Source organism: Actinoplanes sp. NPDC051346, from assembly GCF_040682215.1.
Classification (GTDB): Bacteria; Actinomycetota; Actinomycetes; order Mycobacteriales; family Micromonosporaceae; genus Actinoplanes.
Genome location: NZ_JBFBAJ010000007.1, coordinates 42,349 through 58,004, shown reverse-complemented (window position 1 = coordinate 58,004; position 15,656 = coordinate 42,349). Strand labels below are relative to the sequence as shown.

At 69.4% G+C, this 15,656-nt stretch carries 16 protein-coding genes and 2 tRNA genes; 7 read left to right on the top strand and 11 right to left on the bottom strand.

Going from position 1 to position 15,656, the window contains the following annotated elements:
• Positions 1 to 177: 177 nt before the first annotated feature.
• Positions 178 to 2,406 carry a hypothetical protein gene (locus AB0M36_RS18640; RefSeq protein WP_364158932.1) on the bottom strand — a complete coding sequence of 743 codons (2,229 nt, stop codon included), beginning with the start codon at positions 2,404 to 2,406 and terminating at the stop codon, positions 178 to 180.
• A gap of 140 nt (positions 2,407 to 2,546) precedes the next feature.
• On the opposite strand from AB0M36_RS18640, the gene AB0M36_RS18635 reads away from it, so the two are divergent.
• Together AB0M36_RS18635 and AB0M36_RS18630 are read left to right on the top strand one after the other, a co-directional pair.
• Positions 2,547 to 2,637, top strand: a tRNA-Ser gene (locus AB0M36_RS18635).
• A gap of 36 nt (positions 2,638 to 2,673) precedes the next feature.
• A tRNA-Arg gene (locus tag AB0M36_RS18630) sits at positions 2,674 to 2,746 on the top strand.
• Positions 2,747 to 3,653: 907 nt separating this feature from the next.
• Here AB0M36_RS18630 and AB0M36_RS18625 read toward each other — a convergent pair.
• The 5 genes from AB0M36_RS18625 to AB0M36_RS18605 form a co-directional block, all read right to left on the bottom strand.
• Entirely contained in the window at positions 3,654 to 3,794 is a 141-nt protein-coding gene (locus AB0M36_RS18625) for a hypothetical protein (protein WP_364159677.1), read from the bottom strand.
• Positions 3,757 to 4,107 (bottom strand): NUDIX domain-containing protein, encoded by a 351-nt coding sequence (locus tag AB0M36_RS18620; protein WP_364158930.1) that lies wholly within the window; start codon positions 4,105 to 4,107, stop codon positions 3,757 to 3,759. Before AB0M36_RS18620 ends, AB0M36_RS18625 begins: the two co-directional genes overlap by 38 nt.
• Before the next feature lie 90 nt (positions 4,108 to 4,197).
• On the bottom strand, positions 4,198 to 4,845 hold the full coding sequence (locus AB0M36_RS18615) for a hypothetical protein (RefSeq protein WP_364158927.1): 648 nt from the start codon (positions 4,843 to 4,845) through the stop codon (positions 4,198 to 4,200).
• 1 nt (position 4,846) lies between these two features.
• Positions 4,847 to 5,545, bottom strand: a complete 699-nt coding sequence (locus AB0M36_RS18610) for a hypothetical protein (RefSeq protein ID WP_364158924.1) — start codon at positions 5,543 to 5,545, stop codon at positions 4,847 to 4,849.
• A 66-nt stretch (positions 5,546 to 5,611) separates the two neighbouring features.
• Positions 5,612 to 6,421, bottom strand: a complete 810-nt coding sequence (locus AB0M36_RS18605; RefSeq protein ID WP_364158922.1) for a GAF domain-containing protein — start codon at positions 6,419 to 6,421, stop codon at positions 5,612 to 5,614.
• Positions 6,422 to 6,563: 142 nt separating this feature from the next.
• Between AB0M36_RS18605 and AB0M36_RS18600 the strand changes: the two genes are divergently transcribed.
• Together AB0M36_RS18600 and AB0M36_RS18595 are read left to right on the top strand one after the other, a co-directional pair.
• Positions 6,564 to 6,851 carry a hypothetical protein gene (locus tag AB0M36_RS18600; protein ID WP_364158919.1) on the top strand — a complete coding sequence of 96 codons (288 nt, stop codon included), beginning with the start codon at positions 6,564 to 6,566 and terminating at the stop codon, positions 6,849 to 6,851.
• Between the two features lie 9 nt (positions 6,852 to 6,860).
• On the top strand, positions 6,861 to 7,505 hold the full coding sequence (locus AB0M36_RS18595) for a carbonic anhydrase (protein ID WP_364158917.1): 645 nt from the start codon (positions 6,861 to 6,863) through the stop codon (positions 7,503 to 7,505).
• Positions 7,506 to 7,635: 130 nt separating this feature from the next.
• Here the strand turns inward: AB0M36_RS18595 and AB0M36_RS18590 are convergent, their stop codons facing one another.
• Complete coding sequence (locus tag AB0M36_RS18590) at positions 7,636 to 7,911, bottom strand: histone-like nucleoid-structuring protein Lsr2 (protein WP_364158915.1); 276 nt, start codon at positions 7,909 to 7,911, stop codon at positions 7,636 to 7,638.
• Here AB0M36_RS18590 and AB0M36_RS18585 point away from each other — a divergent pair.
• Positions 7,868 to 8,056 (top strand): hypothetical protein, encoded by a 189-nt coding sequence (locus tag AB0M36_RS18585; protein ID WP_364159675.1) that lies wholly within the window; start codon positions 7,868 to 7,870, stop codon positions 8,054 to 8,056. The two genes, AB0M36_RS18590 and AB0M36_RS18585, sit on opposite strands and share 44 nt — an antisense overlap.
• A 134-nt stretch (positions 8,057 to 8,190) precedes the next feature.
• On the opposite strand, the gene AB0M36_RS18580 is transcribed toward AB0M36_RS18585, so the two are convergent.
• On the bottom strand, positions 8,191 to 9,729 hold the full coding sequence (locus AB0M36_RS18580; RefSeq protein WP_364158913.1) for a GGDEF domain-containing protein: 1,539 nt from the start codon (positions 9,727 to 9,729) through the stop codon (positions 8,191 to 8,193).
• A gap of 579 nt (positions 9,730 to 10,308) precedes the next feature.
• Positions 10,309 to 10,686: a response regulator gene (locus tag AB0M36_RS18575; RefSeq protein WP_364158910.1), complete on the bottom strand. Its 378-nt coding sequence runs from the start codon at positions 10,684 to 10,686 to the stop codon at positions 10,309 to 10,311.
• 461 nt (positions 10,687 to 11,147) lie between these two features.
• On the opposite strand from AB0M36_RS18575, the gene AB0M36_RS18570 reads away from it, so the two are divergent.
• The gene (locus AB0M36_RS18570) at positions 11,148 to 12,764 is read left to right on the top strand and encodes a methyl-accepting chemotaxis protein (protein WP_364158907.1); all 1,617 of its coding nucleotides are present in this window, start codon (positions 11,148 to 11,150) and stop codon (positions 12,762 to 12,764) included.
• A 163-nt stretch (positions 12,765 to 12,927) separates the two neighbouring features.
• On the opposite strand, the gene AB0M36_RS18565 is transcribed toward AB0M36_RS18570, so the two are convergent.
• Positions 12,928 to 13,245, bottom strand: coding sequence for an ATP-binding protein (locus tag AB0M36_RS18565; RefSeq protein ID WP_364159624.1), 318 nt, complete (start codon positions 13,243 to 13,245; stop codon positions 12,928 to 12,930).
• Entirely contained in the window at positions 13,139 to 14,560 is a 1,422-nt protein-coding gene (locus AB0M36_RS18560) for a histidine kinase dimerization/phospho-acceptor domain-containing protein (protein ID WP_364158904.1), read from the bottom strand. Before AB0M36_RS18560 ends, AB0M36_RS18565 begins: the two co-directional genes overlap by 107 nt.
• Before the next feature lie 566 nt (positions 14,561 to 15,126).
• Here AB0M36_RS18560 and AB0M36_RS18555 point away from each other — a divergent pair.
• Complete coding sequence (locus AB0M36_RS18555) at positions 15,127 to 15,582, top strand: response regulator (RefSeq protein WP_364158902.1); 456 nt, start codon at positions 15,127 to 15,129, stop codon at positions 15,580 to 15,582.
• The last annotated feature ends 74 nt before the right edge of the window (positions 15,583 to 15,656 follow it).

Below are 15,656 nucleotides of genomic sequence, written 5' to 3'. Positions count from 1 at the left end.
GTGCTGTCAGCGGGCGAGCGACCGGCGCTGGCGTGCTGTGCTCGCAGCTAGGACCGGCGCTGGCGTTGTGCTATCAGCTAGGGACCGGCGTTGGTGTGCTGTGCTGTCGGTGGGCGACCGGCGTTGGTGTGCTGTGCTGTCAGCGAGGGGCCGGCGTTGGCGTGTTGCGTTGTGCTGTCAGCGAGCGACCACGGTCCGGTAGAAGAGGATCGCGCGAGTGCCGATGGTGCTGGCGGCCGCGCGGCTGGTCAGCACCGCGGCGAGAAGGCTGGTGCCGGGGAAGAGCCGACTCACGGCGCGCAACGCCGCCCAGCCGCCGGCCTGGGCGGCGATCATCCGACCCAACCGCCAAGCGGCGGCGCTCAGGCCGGTGCCCTCATGGCTGTGCTCCCGCGCCGAAGCCAGAGCCGCTTCGGCGTCTTCCCGATCCGGATGCACCCGCGCGATCACCAGCAGATCCACGGCCCGCTCCGGGTCGGTCGGATCGATTCCGTACGCGGCGGCCACATGCAAGGTCAGCTCGGCGTGGGTCAGGGCCGCGGCCCCGAGCAGGGCCACCGGGGCGTACGTGCCGGCCACGGCGGCGAAGATGCTGTTCACGCTGCCGAACCGGGTGAACTGAGCGACAGCGAGGCGGGCAACCCCGTCGGGGGTCGCCGCGGGGTAAGCCTCCCGGGTACGCCGCGCCCACTCCGCGGCGCGCGGACCGATCGTCTGTACGGCGGCGAGCGCGAGCAACTCGGGGGAGTGACCGGGGTCGGCCAGGAGCCGCGTCCACGCCTCGGTCCGCAGCGTCGCGGGCTCGGCTTGCCGGGTTGCCTGCTCGGTTCGTGGTGTCGCGGGTTCGGCTTGCCGGCTTGGTTGCTCGGTTCGAGGGGTCGCGGGCTCGGCCCGCCGGGTTGCTTGCTCAGTCTGCGGTGTTGCCGGTCGGTTCTGTCCTGCCGGCTGCTCGGTCGGTTCCGCTGATCGAGTTTCTGCGGCCTTCTGCCCGGCCCGCTTGGTTGTCGCCTGCTGCTCCACCTGCTGGGACACCTCGGACTGGACATTTCGGGTGGCGGTTGGCGGATGGTCGCCCGCGCGCCTGACGGACTCACTGTCCGTCGCTTCTGTCGGCCGCGGCGAGAAGGTCGATCCCACGGGGGCGACAGCCCCCGGCTGCCCCGGGGCCGTAGCCGGGGGCTCGGCAGCCGGGGTTGTCCCCCCGGCCACCTCCCGCGACGCGGCGCGCGTCGTCGACGCGGCCTGCTCCTCGGCCGACGGAGTGGGCTCGTCCGGGACCGTAGTCATGTCCGGCTCGACGAGGGCCGGTACGACCTCGGACGCCGCTGCCTTCACAGCCCGCTTGACCGGTGCGGCCTTCTTGGCGCCGGACCGCTTGGCGGGCGCGGCCTTCTTGGCGGTGCCCGTCTTACGCGGTGCGGTGTCCTCGGCGCCGGCCTTGACTGGCACTGCCGCCTGGGCGCCGGCCGCTTTGCTGGGTGCGGCGCTTTCGTCGATGCTCGGTGCGGTCTCCTGAGCGTTGGCAGCGCGTGCGTCAACGGCCTTGCTTGGTAGCGCCTCCTGAGTGTTGGCAGCTCTCTCGGCTCCCGCCTTGCGCGGCGCCGCCTCCTGCGTGTTGGCAGCCTGCGCATCTGTGCCCTTGCGCGTTGCTGCCCGCTGAGCATCGGCGGCGCTGAGCGGTGCGGCGCGTTCGTTGCCGGCCTTGCGTGGTGCCGCCCCCTCAACGGTGGCGGCCGGCGCGTTAGCGGGCTGGCGTGGTGCCGCCTTCTGAGCGTTGGCGGTGCCTGCGTCAGCGGCTTGGCGTGGTGCCGTCCCCTCAGCCGTGGCGGCCGGCGCGTTAGCTGCCTTGCGTGGTGCCGCCCCTGGGGTGTTGGCGGTGCCTGCGTCAGCGGCCTGGCGTGGTGTCGACTTCTGGGCGTCGGGCGTCCCCTGGTTTCCGGCTTTGCTCGGCGTCGCCTTCTGGGCGTCAGCTGCGAGCGGCGCGGCTTCCTGGGCTACTGCCTTGCGCGGTGGCGTTTCCCGGGCGGCGGCGACCTTCTTTGTGGGCGCCTTCGCTGCGGGAGTGGCCTTCGTCACTGTCGGGTCGGCCGGGGCGGGGGCCGGCTTCTTGGCGGGTGCCTTCTTGGCCGGGGTGCGTTTGCGGGTGGCCCCGGGCTGCTGGCCGGCTGGGCGGGACCGGGATGGGGTTGGACCCTGGGGGCTAGGAGGCGCGTCTGCTTCTGGGGGTCGTGCGCCCGTACCTGAAGAATCTTGGGGTTTGTCGGCAGCCGGCGGCCGAAAGGTCACCGAGGGCGGCGATTTGCGGGGTTTGTGGGCAGGCGGCGTGGAGGACTCGTCCTGCTCAGGCGTGCTGAACGCGGGCCGAGACGTCCGCGCGTGGCGCGAGGGCGGCTGGTTCTCCTCCATGCCGTGGCAGCCTATCCTGGGCGCGCCGGTTTCACCGGATGAAGGACTGCGAGGCCGGCGCGGCGCGCGGAGGGGAACCTCTTTGCCGGGGGCTCGGGCCGTCCGGTATCCTCGACGATCAGTGGCCTCAAGGCCGCCAGGGAGACTTCGCCTAGTCTGGTCTATGGCGCCGCACTGCTAATGCGGTTGGGGGCTTATACCCCCTCCCGGGTTCGAATCCCGGAGTCTCCGCGTGTTGAACCGGTGTGTATGCTGGCGAAGCACCGAGCGCCCGTAGCTCAATGGATAGAGCATCTGACTACGGATCAGAAGGTTAGGGGTTCGAGTCCCTTCGGGCGCACTTCATAGAAAAGGCCGTGACCTGCGGAAACGCGCGTCACGGCCTTTTTGGTTTCCCACTTCTCGGCGCGATCGTCCCACGATGTGGATCGTGGTGCTCGCGTGGTGATCGCGTGTTGCGAAGCTGTCGGTGGCACCAATCGGCGACATTGAGGTGGCCGCGTCGGCGGTTCCCTGAACGCCGTGCGTGCCGCAGAAAGGACGAGCTCGAATGCCTCCGTCCGTGTCGTCGGGCTCACCGTGCGTCCGTACGACATGGGTGATTCGCTCGGGGTCCTGAACTCATCAACACCGATCGGCCGGTCGGTCAACCGGTGGCTGATGCGGACATGCTGGCCGAGGCGGTGGCCCGGCCGGTCTCTCGTGGACGCTGCCTGGTGGCAGGAGCTGAGCGAGCGGCACACCGACGTGGTCATCGATGCCGCCGGCACGGTGGTCAGGGCGAGGGGCTACGCCACCCGCCCTCGGACCCGGGCCGGGGCCCGCGCATCATCCGCAGGACGACGGCCAGGTGATGCCAAGCGATCCGCTCGTGGTCCTGGACGTGTCGATTGCGGCGACGCTCATCCGCACCGCCGCGTCCGCGCACGCCGCCAACCAGCGTGATCGGCGTCGACTTCTCCCGAGCCGGCCACCGCCGCGGCCCAACACCGAGCAGGACAGCGCGCGTTTCGCGGTAGCCAACAAGACAGTCACTCATAGCCATGGGATTTGTCCGAGGTTGTGTGACTTGCGCCGGGATCGGCCGGCGCCCGTTGCCTAGGTGACGGTGTGGGCCGGGTGTCAGGATGTTGATCGCGTGTTGCGGTCAGGCGACCGCCAGTCTCCAAATCACACGATCCCCCGGTTAGTCATCGTGGTTGAGGGATGGCACTTCCTCGTTGGAGGAGCCGAGTCTCTCAGAGGGGTTAGGCGACGGGGTCGAGGAGCGCGATGAACTTCTCCTGCCGATGCCAGCTTGTCCGGAGGAGTTTCGCCGCCTCGGGCAGCGTGACGAATCGGCAGGCGACTTCAAGTCCGGTGTCCCATGCGTCCTTGTCGCCGATCATGGTGTGTGTCCATGTGTCCCGGCGTTCGTCGCTGACGAGGTGGAAGTAGACGCTGATGCGCGGAAGGCCCGGTGTCGTAGGTGCCTTGCTGGATCCCGACGACTCCGCGCAGGTCGAGGCGTCCCGCGATTCCCGTCTCCTCCGTGGCCTCTCGGAAGGCTGCCGTGTCCGGACGTTCACCGGCTTCGACACCGCCTCCTGGCAAGTGGGTGCCGGCTTCCGGCGCAGCGGGGTAGTTGAATACGAGGAGTTCGAGGCCGCTCGGGGCAGTTCGGGTGATGTATGACGTTGCGCGTACGCGTGCTCTGGTCATGGCGGTCCTAACGCTGCGCGCTCTGCTGGGAGGTGTCGGCGACTGCGCGTATACGGACCACGGCAGGGCGGCGGCCTGGGACGCGCGGGTTCACGGCTTCGTGGGGAACAGCATCGAGGCGACGACGGCGGATACGCGCTCAAGATTGCCCTGTAGCGTGTCATTGACTGCCAAGCTGGTCGATGGAATTCCGGGCCAAGCAGGGCTGGAGATCATTTGCCGCAGGAACGCGTTCAGGTACGTCTGATACGGCCGTGATATCGATTGGAGCGCTTCCAGGCGCCGCCACAGGATGTCTGCGTCTTCCAGTTCGGCTCGGATTTCGACGGCTTGGCAGCGGGTCGTGCCGGCAAGGTCGGCGATCGCGTCTGTCATGCGGCCTACGGCTGGGCCGAGTCGTCCCGCTGTGACCTGCGGGCCGCTGAGGTGCGCGACGGCCGAGGCGTGAACCGTCTTGGGGCCACGGTCGACCAGGTAGAAGGAGTGATCCTGGGTCGCCTCATGCTGAAGGTGTCGCACTCGTCGGGTCATGGCCTCCAGCATTTTAATGGCGACATCGGCGCCGTCGGCGGTGGTGACCCACGGCTCGAACTGATCTGGCGTGGTGATCGTGGACAGGTATCGCCAAAGGGCGGGAGTGATGTGGACGTCCTCGCCGATGCAGGTGAGTGTCTTGGCCAGGTGTCGGATGAGGGTGGTTTTTCCGCTGCCGTCCACTCCGTCGACGAAGATGATCACGTCAACCTCTGGTGGTGCACTTGTCGATGCACCGTATTGCAGCATGGGCCTGGCGGGCGAGGCGTTCGGCGGTGTCGAGGTTCCTAGCGCCGGTGCGGCGGAAGGTGTCGTAGTCGCGCAGTAGTGCGGTGGCGTTGCAGGCGGGCCAGTGCTGTTGCAGGGCGTCGGCGACGGTAGGCAGTCGCAGTGACATGTCTGGTTCTCGGGTGCTTACGGTTTGGCGGGCGGCGCTGCTGAGGACGGACAGTACCCGCCGGGCGGCGTCCTTGCGCTCTGTATCGCTGCCGGCCGGAGCTTGCAGACGGGTGGTGGCGAAGTCGTGCAGCAGGTGGATCTGTGCGCCCAGGTCTGTGGCCGTGGGAGCGTCGGCCATCGCCGTTGGCCCGGTTCCGGCGATGACGGGGACGTCGATGCCGACTCGGCGCATGACCGCGCGCATCTTCATGTCGTACAGCGGTCCCAGTCGGCGGGCATTGCCACCGGTTTCGTCGGCGAGGTGCAGCGACGCGTGTAGGCCGTGGCGTTGGGCTGTCTGGGTCACGAGGGAGGTAAGCGCTTCAGCAGTCTTGGAGCCGTCTGGCAGGTTCCAGGCGATGAAGTCGACGTCGCTCCAGCCGTCGACGAAGTCACCGCGGGCGGCCGACCCGCACAGCCCCACTCCGGCGCTGGGCCGCCCGGTGAGGAGGGGCAACGACCCCATCGACAAGCAGAACCTGAAAGGCGTATCTGCGCGAGTCAGTCGTAACGTCCACGCCCAGTACCCGAGTCAGCGGTTGAGGTAGGCGGCCAGGCCTCCGAGTTCTTCGCTGGCAATGTACACCGAGGTGACGTTGATGATGGCTTCCTCGACGTGGGCGGTGCAGCCCCACGCGGAGTCGCCCCACGAGTCGGCGACCTTGATCTCAGCCGGTGCGGTGCATCCCGCGGTGCCGCCGAGTTCGCAGCGCTCGGGGTGGGGCGTGGCGGCCTGCTTCGCCGCGGCGGTGCGCATCTGGTCGGCGAGTTCCGCGGCGGCGGCGGCGCGCTTCTCGGCCTCGGTGCGCAACTCGCGTTCGGCGCGGACCGCTTGGATGGTGGCCAGGCGCAGTTCCAGGTGCTGGGCGACCTGGTCGGCGAGATGGGAGAGTACCGTCTTCTGCGCGTCGGTCAGCTCCCGCGGCGTGGCGTCGATCGCGGTGACCGTGCCGAGGTGGTGTCCGTCGGCGGTCACGATCGGGGCGGCGGCGTAGAACCGCAGTCCCAGTTCGCCACGCACCAGCGGATGGTCGAGGGTGCGCGGATCTGCCACCGCGTCGTTGACCACGTACGGGCCGTCGGCGCAGAACGCCGACGCGCACAGTCCGGGTTCGGTGCCGACCTGCGCCACGCCGTCCAGGCCGCGGGTGGCGGCGAACCAGACCCGGTCGGCGTCGACGATGCTGACCGTGGCGATCGGGGTGCCGCACACCGCCGCAGCGGCGGCGGCGATCGTGTCGAACTGGCCGTCGGTGGGGGCGTCGAGAATTTCGTAGCGGCGTACCGCGGCGAGCCGGGCCGGATCGGTGAGGGCGATGGCGCTGTCAGTGGTGATCGACACGGTGCGGTGCTCGCTTTCCAAAAAGAGGTGCTCAAGCCGACGGGGTGCAGTTGGTCGGGTCGCCGGTGGGCCCGTCGTAGCGGGTGGCGTCGAAGAGGCGCAGGGGAAGGGTAACGGTGCGCCGGAGAAGGTGCTCGCCGTCATGGTCGCACTGGCGAGCAGCCCGCTCAACGCCGACGAGCTGGCGACAACACTGACCTGGACCCTCGACCGGACTGCGGCGGCCCCGAACCACGCCGCCGACAACCCGCACCTCGGGCGGTCCCGTCGCGCTGCGCCGCGTTCGCCGCCGGCCGCTGCACCACCACCGCGCTGGCTCGAGGTGATCCGCGGCTGGCGGTTCGTGACCCTGCCCGCGTCCGGCGAACTGCGCTGGCCCCTGGGCAAGTGCTCGTGCCTCGTCGAGGCACGCGGGCAGGCCGGCGGATAGGCTGCGGCAATGACGGAGATCAACCCCCGGACTCCCGAGGAAGCGTTCGAGCTGCTGCTGGCCGGTAACCAGCGCTTCGTTGCGGGCACTCCGGAGCACCCGAACCAGGACGCCGCGCGCCGCGCCGAGATCGCCCCGGGCCAGCGGCCGTTCGCCGTGCTGTTCGGGTGCTCCGACTCCCGGCTGTCGGCAGAGATCATCTTTGATCGTGGGCTGGGTGACCTGTTCGTGGTGCGCACCGCGGGCCACGTGATGGGCGCGGAGGTGCTAGGCAGCATCGAGTACGGGGTGGGTGTGCTGAACTGCCCTCTGGTGGTGGTTCTCGGCCATGACTCCTGCGGCGCGGTGAGCGCTGCGTGCGCCGCATTGGAGGACGGGATGACGCCGGTCGGGTACGTCCGGGACGTCATCGAGCGGGTGACGCCCAGCGTCCTCGCGGCGCGGGCCGCCGGTCGGGTGGAGGCTGACGAGATCCTGGCTGAGCACGTCAGGCACACCGTTGACCTGCTGTTGGACCGCTCTCGCGTGCTCGCCGAACGGGTCGATGCCGGCCGGGCCGCCGTCGTGGGTCTGTGTTACCGCTTGGCCGACGGCAGCGCCCAGATGGTCGCCGCCCACGGCCTCGCAATGACCGCTGCCGGCGGAGCGGAGTGACGCGACACCGAGCGGCCCCGCACCGACAAGTCGGGAGCCTCGTCACGCTGATACTTAAGCGGAGCCCGCCCCTTTCCGCGCGGCACCTCCGCGCTTAGCGCTTAGTTCCCCGCGAACTGGTCGCCGGGATCTACTTCCGCGGTACCGTCTTGACGGCCTTTGCCGGCTTGGTGACCGCCGCTTTCGGCGCGCGGGCGGGCTTGGCCGGCGTTGCCATCGGAGCCTTCTGCGCCGCCTCGTACGCCTGCGTCACGTGCTGCGGAATGCGGCCTCGTTCGGAGAGCCGGTGGCCGTTGTTCGCCGCCCACTCGCGGATGGCCTTGTTGTGATCCTTCGTGGTCTGCCGGATCCTCGACGGCGTAATGCCTGGCCGAGACGTCGAGGACTCCGACGAGGAATATCTCATCCTAAGCTGGCCCGCCGACCCCGCACCACAGCTCATCATCAAAGCCACCGACCAGACCGGCTACGGCATGCGACTGTCCGCTCTCGCCAGACCCGTCCAGACCCACCCCGACCGCCAACCCCGGAACAGCAACGACAAGCCGTAATCAAAGCCGAACGCCAAAAGGCCCTTGAGGACAACAGCTGAGTGCTACCAGCAGCGGGCCGAACGGCCGTGCCGTAGCCTCGCCATCCTGGCGCCCTACTTCACGAGACGCCTCGGCAGATCCTGGCATGGCTCTCAGCGGTGCAGGGAGGCGGCGAGCGGCTCCGGGGAGACGGTGTAGCGTCCCTTGCCGTCGACCTTCGCTTCGTACATGGCGTGGTCGGCGCGGCGCAGCAGCTCGTCGGCGTTCGCCTCACCCGGGCGGCCGATGGCGATGCCGACGCTGCCGCCGATGACCGCCGGGTGGCCGTCGAGGTCGAACGGTTGGCGCAGCGCCTCGACGATGCGGTGGGCGATGTGCTCGGCGTCTGCGGGCATGCTGATCGGGTCGGCGAGGACAGCGAACTCGTCGCCGCCGAGGCGAGCGAGGGTGTCGCACGCGCGTACACAATGGCGCAGCCGGTTGGCGACGGCGGTCAGCAGCACGTCACCGGCGGCGTGGCCGAGCCGGTCGTTGACCTGTTTGAAGCCGTCGAGGTCGACGTAGACCACGGCGAGGAGCTCGCCGGTACGGTTCTGCCGGGCCACCGCCAGCTCGGAGTGGTCGCGAAACAGCGCCCGGTTGGCCAGGCCGGTCAGTGGGTCGTGGAATGCCAGATGCTGCAGCTGGCGGGTGAGCGCGAGGTTGTCTCGGACGCTGACCAGCTGCCGGACGACGACCAGCAGCAGCACCGCGACCCCGAGCAGGTACAGGAACGTGCCGATCCAGCCGTGCAGGAGCGTCAGGGTGATCGAGGTGGAGACGGCGATGGCCAGCGGCACGTACGGCAGCGCCACCCACAGCGGCGCGTGGAGGTCGGTGTCGCCGCGGGCCTCGCCCGCGCGAGCCCGTAGCGCACCCAGCCCGATGAGGATGAATCCGCCGAACCAGCCGAGGTCGATCAGGCCGCCGGCGGTGTACGCGTCGATGTTGACGAGGTATGCGAAGAAGCTGTCCCCGATGGCGAGGCCGAGCGCCCCGACGCCGATCAACGCGACCGCGCCGCGCTCCCGGGCATGGACGTGCCCGAGCAGGATGAGCGCCATGCTGGCCATGGCGACGTCGCCGATCGGGTAGGCCAGCACGACCACCCACTCCAGCGGCGTGTTGCCGCCGGTGTGAACGATGGGCCCGAGCACGAAGGCCCAGCTGACGACCAGCAGCGAGCCGCTGATGATCATCCCGTCGAGGAGCGTGCGCAGGGCGCCCCGCCGGGCCGTGATGAGGGCGGCCATCCCGCCCAGCACGAGCGGCACGGTCACCAGGTAGCCGAGATCGGCCACGGACGGGAACGGCGACTCGACCTGCAGCACCACCTCGTAGTAGCTCCAGGCCAGCTGCCCGAGTGTCCAGGACACCATGCCGGCACCGATCAGCGTCCAACCGCGCCGGGCCGCCCCGCGGGTCCGGGCCCGGACGACGAACGACGCCACGGCGGCGAACAACGACGCCACGGCCAACGACAGGTCACCGAAGGCGGTCATTCCCCGTTCGCCGAACGGCTGCACGGTGACGACGAGGAGGTACACCGCCACGATCACCCCGGCTCCGACGAACGCACGCGGCCCGGCAACTGCGCCGGGCTCCGCGATGAACGCCTGCCGCACCGAACCGTCTCTCGCCACCGCCGCCATGCGCACCGTCTCCTCATCCTGTCGCCCGTCCAGGCCCCACGGGGACCATCGGCTGTAACCCCCTCACGCTAGGCGTGAACGGTTGCAGACCGGATCGCTACGGGGTGCCGCTCCGCAGGCATTTGAGAGACAGATGCGGCCCCGGTGGTAGGCCAACTCGTATGACTGCGGGGACGACAACATCGCGAGTGTGGGAAAACACCGTCGAAGCTAATTACTTGGCCCGTCAACGTGGCACTTCGGGGCTTCCAGTCGCCAGCGCGCCATCCAAGGCAATGCCTCAGCGGCTTCGCGGAAAGCCGTTCCGGGATCCGTGCTGTGAGCCACAATGATCACTTCGTGCGACAGGACCAGGTCCGCGCGCAGGCCCGCGTCCAGCTCGCGCATCGCCTCGGTGTCGACCCGGAGGATATTGGCCCCGCGTCAGTTGGCCCGGCATTTGCGCACCGATGAGATCACGATCGTCTGCACTCCCGTCAGCATCATCCTCGACACCGGACTCGGGGAGGAGCCGGAACCGAACGAGGCATCCTCAGACCAAGAGCGGGTGTGTCGTCGCGAACCCGGGCCGCCGAGCGGTCATGCCGTCGCGAGAGCGGCGGTCTGTGCCAAGACGGCGCTGATTTCGCTGCGTAACTGCCGAGGCGAGAACGGCTTGGACAGCCACCGGGTGATCAGCCCGTCCCGGTCGAGGTCCGGGTCAGCCGCCGCGCTGAGCACCACGATCGGCGTGGCTGCCGTGGCCGAGGCCCCGCGCAGATGTTCGGCCAGCTGCATGCCGGTCATCTGCGGCATGTGGAAGTCGGTGATGACCAGGTCGGGTCGCTGTCCTGCCGCGATCAGCAGTGCGGCCGGCCCGTCGGCTGCGGCCAGGACGGTATGACCGTCCGCTTTCAAAATGTGGGTCAGCAGGTCGAGCAGGTCAGGCTCGTCGTCGACCACGAGAAGCAGCGCCACCGTCAAACCTCCGACCGTCGTTGCAGATCTGCTGTCAGCATCGGGGCATCCGGGTGCCATCCGGTGGCGGCGCGGCGCCTTGCTGGGTGCACCCGCCGTAGCGTCAGCTCGCCAGGCCGGGGCCTCGCCGCCAGCCGTCGACGGTTCTGCGACCGCGCGCCCGGCCGATCACCGGTTTTCGCGCAATCGCCGCGGCCGGGTACGGATCCGAACCGCGGCGGCGGCCCAAGTGAGCTGCGATGTCGGCCATGGGCACACTCCACGCCCCGCGGACAGCGCCCCCACTGGTGACTTCCGGGGCTCGAGTCCGCTCACCTGGCGCTGCGCCGCGGAAAACGGATAGTCGGGCCGAGAACGGTCGACCCGGAAGTCACGCCTTTGCAGGGCGACATCCGTGCCGATCAGACAGACAGGCAGACAGATCCCTCGAGGAGATCGTCCGAGATGATCCGGAGTTGGTCATGCGGTACTTCCGTGACATGAGCGTCGGCAAGCGGCTGGCATTGTCGTTCTGCGTCCTGACCGTGCTCATCCTGGCGGCTGCGGGTGCCGGCTGGTGGGGCCTGCGTCAGCAGGACAACGCTCAGCGGCGGCTGGCCGCCCTGGAACAGGTCCGCGACGACGTGCAGCTGATGAAGTACTACGCGGCGGACGTCACCGGCTGGCAGGGCCTCGTGGTCGCCGACGCCGGCGCGTTCGGGTACGCCTACGCCACCGGCGCCGACGGCTACAACCGCCAGGGCGAGATGAAGTCCAAGGACGCCATCTACGCTACGTACGCGGCGGCGCACACCAGCGACATGACCGCCGCGGAGCGGGCCAAGTTCGCCGAACTCAAGCCCGCCTGGGACGACTTCTTCACGTGGGACGCCACGCTCATGCAGTGGCTGCAGCCAGACACCCAGCAGGCCCGCGCCAAGGTGATGAAGAGCATCAACGGTGGCGAGGCGGCCGACTCCTACGGCGTGGTCCTGGACATCACCGCCGATCTGGAGAAGTCAGTCGAAGCCCGGGTCGCGTCCCTGCGGACAGAGGCGGCCGGGGCGCGGATCGCCAGCCTGACGGTGCTCGGCGTCGCGCTGGCGGTGGCGTTGGTACTCGCGGTCCTGTTGAGCATCCTGGTCACTCGTTCCGTCGTACGCCCGCTGGCGGTGGTCGTCTCGGCGCTGCACCGGCTCGCCCAGCGTGACCTGACTACCCGGGCCGAGGTCCGCTCCAAGGACGAGATGGGCCGGCTCGGTGAGGCGCTCAACACCACCGCCGCCGCCCTGCGCGAGACCGTGTCGAGCATCGCCGGGCACTCCGTCACCCTGTCGGCCGCCTCGGAGGAGTTGTCCGTCGTGTCCACGCAGATCGCCGCCTCCGCGGAGGAGGCCGACGCCCAGGCCAACGTGGTGACCGGCGCCGCATCACAGGTATCTGGCAACGTCAGCACCCTGGCCGCGGGCAGCGAGGAGATGGGCCTGGCGATCCAAGAGATCGCGCGCAACGCCGGCGAGGCGGCCCGCATCGCCGCCGAGGCGGTGACGGCCGCCCGGGACACCACCACGACGGTCGGTAAGCTGGGCACGTCCTCGGCGGAGATCGGCGACGTGGTCAAGGTGATCACCTCGATCGCGGAGCAGACCAACCTGCTGGCGCTCAACGCCACCATCGAGGCGGCCCGCGCCGGGGAGCTGGGCAAGGGCTTCGCGGTGGTCGCCGGTGAGGTCAAGGACCTGGCCCAGGAGACCGCGAAGGCCACCGAGGACATCGCCCGCCGGGTGCAGTCCATCCAGGCCGACACCGACAGCGCGGTGGACGCGATCGGGCGCATCAGCGACGTGATCGGCCGGATCAGCGACTCGCAGAACCTCATCGCGGCCGCCGTGGAGGAGCAGACGGCGACGGCCTCCGAGATGGGCCGCAACGTTGCGGAGGCGGCGTCCGGCAGCCGGGAGATCGCCGACAACATGGCCGGTGTCGCCGTCGCCGTGCGCACCACCGCGGCCGGTGTCACCCAGGCTCAGCAGGCCTCGACCGACCTGGCGCACATGAGCAACGAGTTGCAGAAGCTCGTCGCCGGCTTCCAGGTCTAGCCACGTCGACCTGAAGAAGTGGACGGTCGCGGTGGCTTGCCGAGGCTGGTAGGCCGTCGAGGAAGTCGCGGATCGGCTCGGTCACCAGGATCAGCATCTGCGGTACCAGGGACCAGGGCAGTCCCCAGCCACCACATCGCCGACCAGCACTGGCAGCGGCGCGCTAGCCCCTACGGTAGGCGGCGGTCACCGGCGTACTGACGGGCAGGCAGATCTTGAAGGTGGTGCCGGGGCCGGTGTGTGCGGCCAGTTCGATGCTGCCGTGGTGGCGTTCGACGATGGTGCGGGTGATGACCAGTCCGAGTCCGGTGCCGGGGATGCGTTTGTCCAGGGCGGTGGAGGCGCGGTAGAAGCGGCGGAACAGTCGGGGCCGTTCAGCGGCGGGGATGCCGATGCCGGTGTCGGACACCGTCCAGGTGATCGTTTCTTGCGTGCGGTCGGCGGTGATGGTGATGGTGCCGCCGGCCGGGGTGTATTTGATCGCGTTGGACAGCAGGTTGTCGGCGACTTGCCGCAGCCGGCCCGGGTCTGCGTGTAACTGCAGGTGCTGCGGCAGTCGCACGCTCACGGTGAGGTCCTTGGCAGTGCACTGCGCGGTCAGTGCCTGCACCGACTGGTCGATGATCGCGCACAGGTCGGTGTCGACCCGGGTCGATGGCCAGGTGCCCGGACTCGAGACGGGCCAGGTCGAGCAGGTCCTCGGCCATCACCGAGAGCCGTTGCGCGCTGCGGGTGATCACCTGCAGATAATGCCGCTGCTGATCGGTCGACAATTCCTCGAGCTCATCACCGAACAACGCCGCCGTGCTCGTGATCACCGACAGCGGATTGCGCAGCTCGTGGGTGACCATGGCGAGGAACTCGTCCTTGGTGCGGGCCAGCTCCACGGCCAACTCCTCGGCCCGGCGCCGTTCTAGGTACTGCCCGAGCTGGGCGGCGATCCCTCCGAGGAGCGCGGTGAGGGTGTCTTGCGGGTCTTCGACGCGATCACCGTAGACGCACAACGCGCCGGAGGTGTGTCGGCCGGTGCACAGCGGCACCCCGACGGCGACCCGCAGCCCGGCACGGGCCGCGGCGGGGCCGCGCAACGAGTGGGCGTCGGCGCCCAGGTCCGCAATCCAGTGCGGCCTGCCCTGCTGGCACACCCGCCCGGGTAGGCCCACGCCGGCTTCCAGCTCGTCGACGGCGAAGCCGTCCAGGCGCCGGCCCGGCTCGGCGTAGCGGGCGGCGCACGTCAAAAGCTGCCGGTCGTCGTCGACCAGCCACAACTCGACCACCCGCCAGTCCATTTTCACGCCCAACGCCTCCACCACCCGCGCCGCCGCGGCGGCACTGGAGGCGGCCTCGGCCAGCCCGCGGGCCACCGCCGTCTCCACCTCGGCGAACCGGCTCGCCCGCTGCGCGGCGGTGATGTCCTGGACCAGGGCATGAAACATCCACCCGGACGGCTCCTGGGTGGCTGTCAGGGTCATCTCAATGGGGAACTCGCAGCCGTCGCGGTGCACCGCGGTCAGCTGCAACCGCTGTCCCAGGACCCGGCCCGGTTCGCCCGCGGCCAGCCGGGCCAACCCGGCACGGTGCGCGTCGCGGTACCGCTGCGGGATGATCAGATCGCCGACGTCACGGCCGCATGCCTGCGCCTGTGTGAAGCCGAAGGTGGCCTCGGCGGCCGGGTTCCAACCCGCTATCAACCCGGCCGGGTCGATCGCAATGTAGGCCTGCAACGCGGCGGCAAGCACCCGCTGCGGCTCGTGCAGCACCCCATCACGGCAACTCACCCGGACCGTGTCGGACACCGGCTGCACCATTGGTCGGCCCCCGTTTACGCCAGAATCTGTGGACGGCGGTGCCCCTGGGGGCTGGGCGTGACACTGCTGCAAAAAGGCTAACGCCTTAGCCGCCTGGCCGATGCTCGAACGGACAACAGCTCTGAGCCTTGCGCCAGCGCCGATGGATACCTTCCAGTGACCGGTCACACCGAAGCCGCGACCCGCCACCGCGCTATGAGTCGCCGGACAACGCTCACCGACAACCGTCCGAGCCCCACACCACTACGCCGGCGTCCTCTACTCAAAATCCGATCAGAATCCGACGTGCGGCCACAGCACCCCGTCGGCGTACAGGGTCGAGGGCTCTGGTGCCAGATGCCGGGGTAATAGCAGTTGCCGGGTCGCGCGCGGCCCGTCGGACCGGTGCCGGGAGCCCGCACCGGCTGGTCATCCTGCGGTCCGCAACCGGATGACACCCGGGCGTCTCCCGCGACGGACACCCGGCCGACCGCATGATTCGGTGCAACGTGATGCACGGTACGGCTAGGGGCGCGCGACGCGGGTCGAACGGTCGTTGCTCGAAGGAGGCAGCCATGCCGCATTCACCGGACCACCTCGGTCGGCCGCATCTGCTGTTCGTCGACGACGAACCCCACGTCCTGGCCGGCCTGCGGCGCATGCTGCACCATCACGCAGACCGATGGCTGATGTCGTTCGCCAGCAACGCCAGCGATGCTGTCGAGATCCTCTCGGCCCGGCCCTGCCATGTGATCATCAGCGACTACCACATGCCCGGTACCGGCGGCGCCACCCTGTTGCAGTACGTCAGCGTCGCACACCCCCACACCGCCCGAGTGATCTTGTCGGCCGAGACGAACACGGACGACGTGCTCATCGCCATGTCCGTGGCCCAGCGCTTCCTCGCAAAGCCCTGCACCGAACAAGAGATCCTCGACGCCGTCGAGGCGTTGCTGGGCACCCCACCAGCACCACCCGACCCCTCGACCTGGCACAGTCCCGCCCTGGCCACCTCTGCCGTCCTCGCCTGAATCGCACCGACCGGCGGTCGCGCCGCCGTTCGCCTGCCGCCAAACGAGCCTCCCGCTCATGCATACTCGCGAGC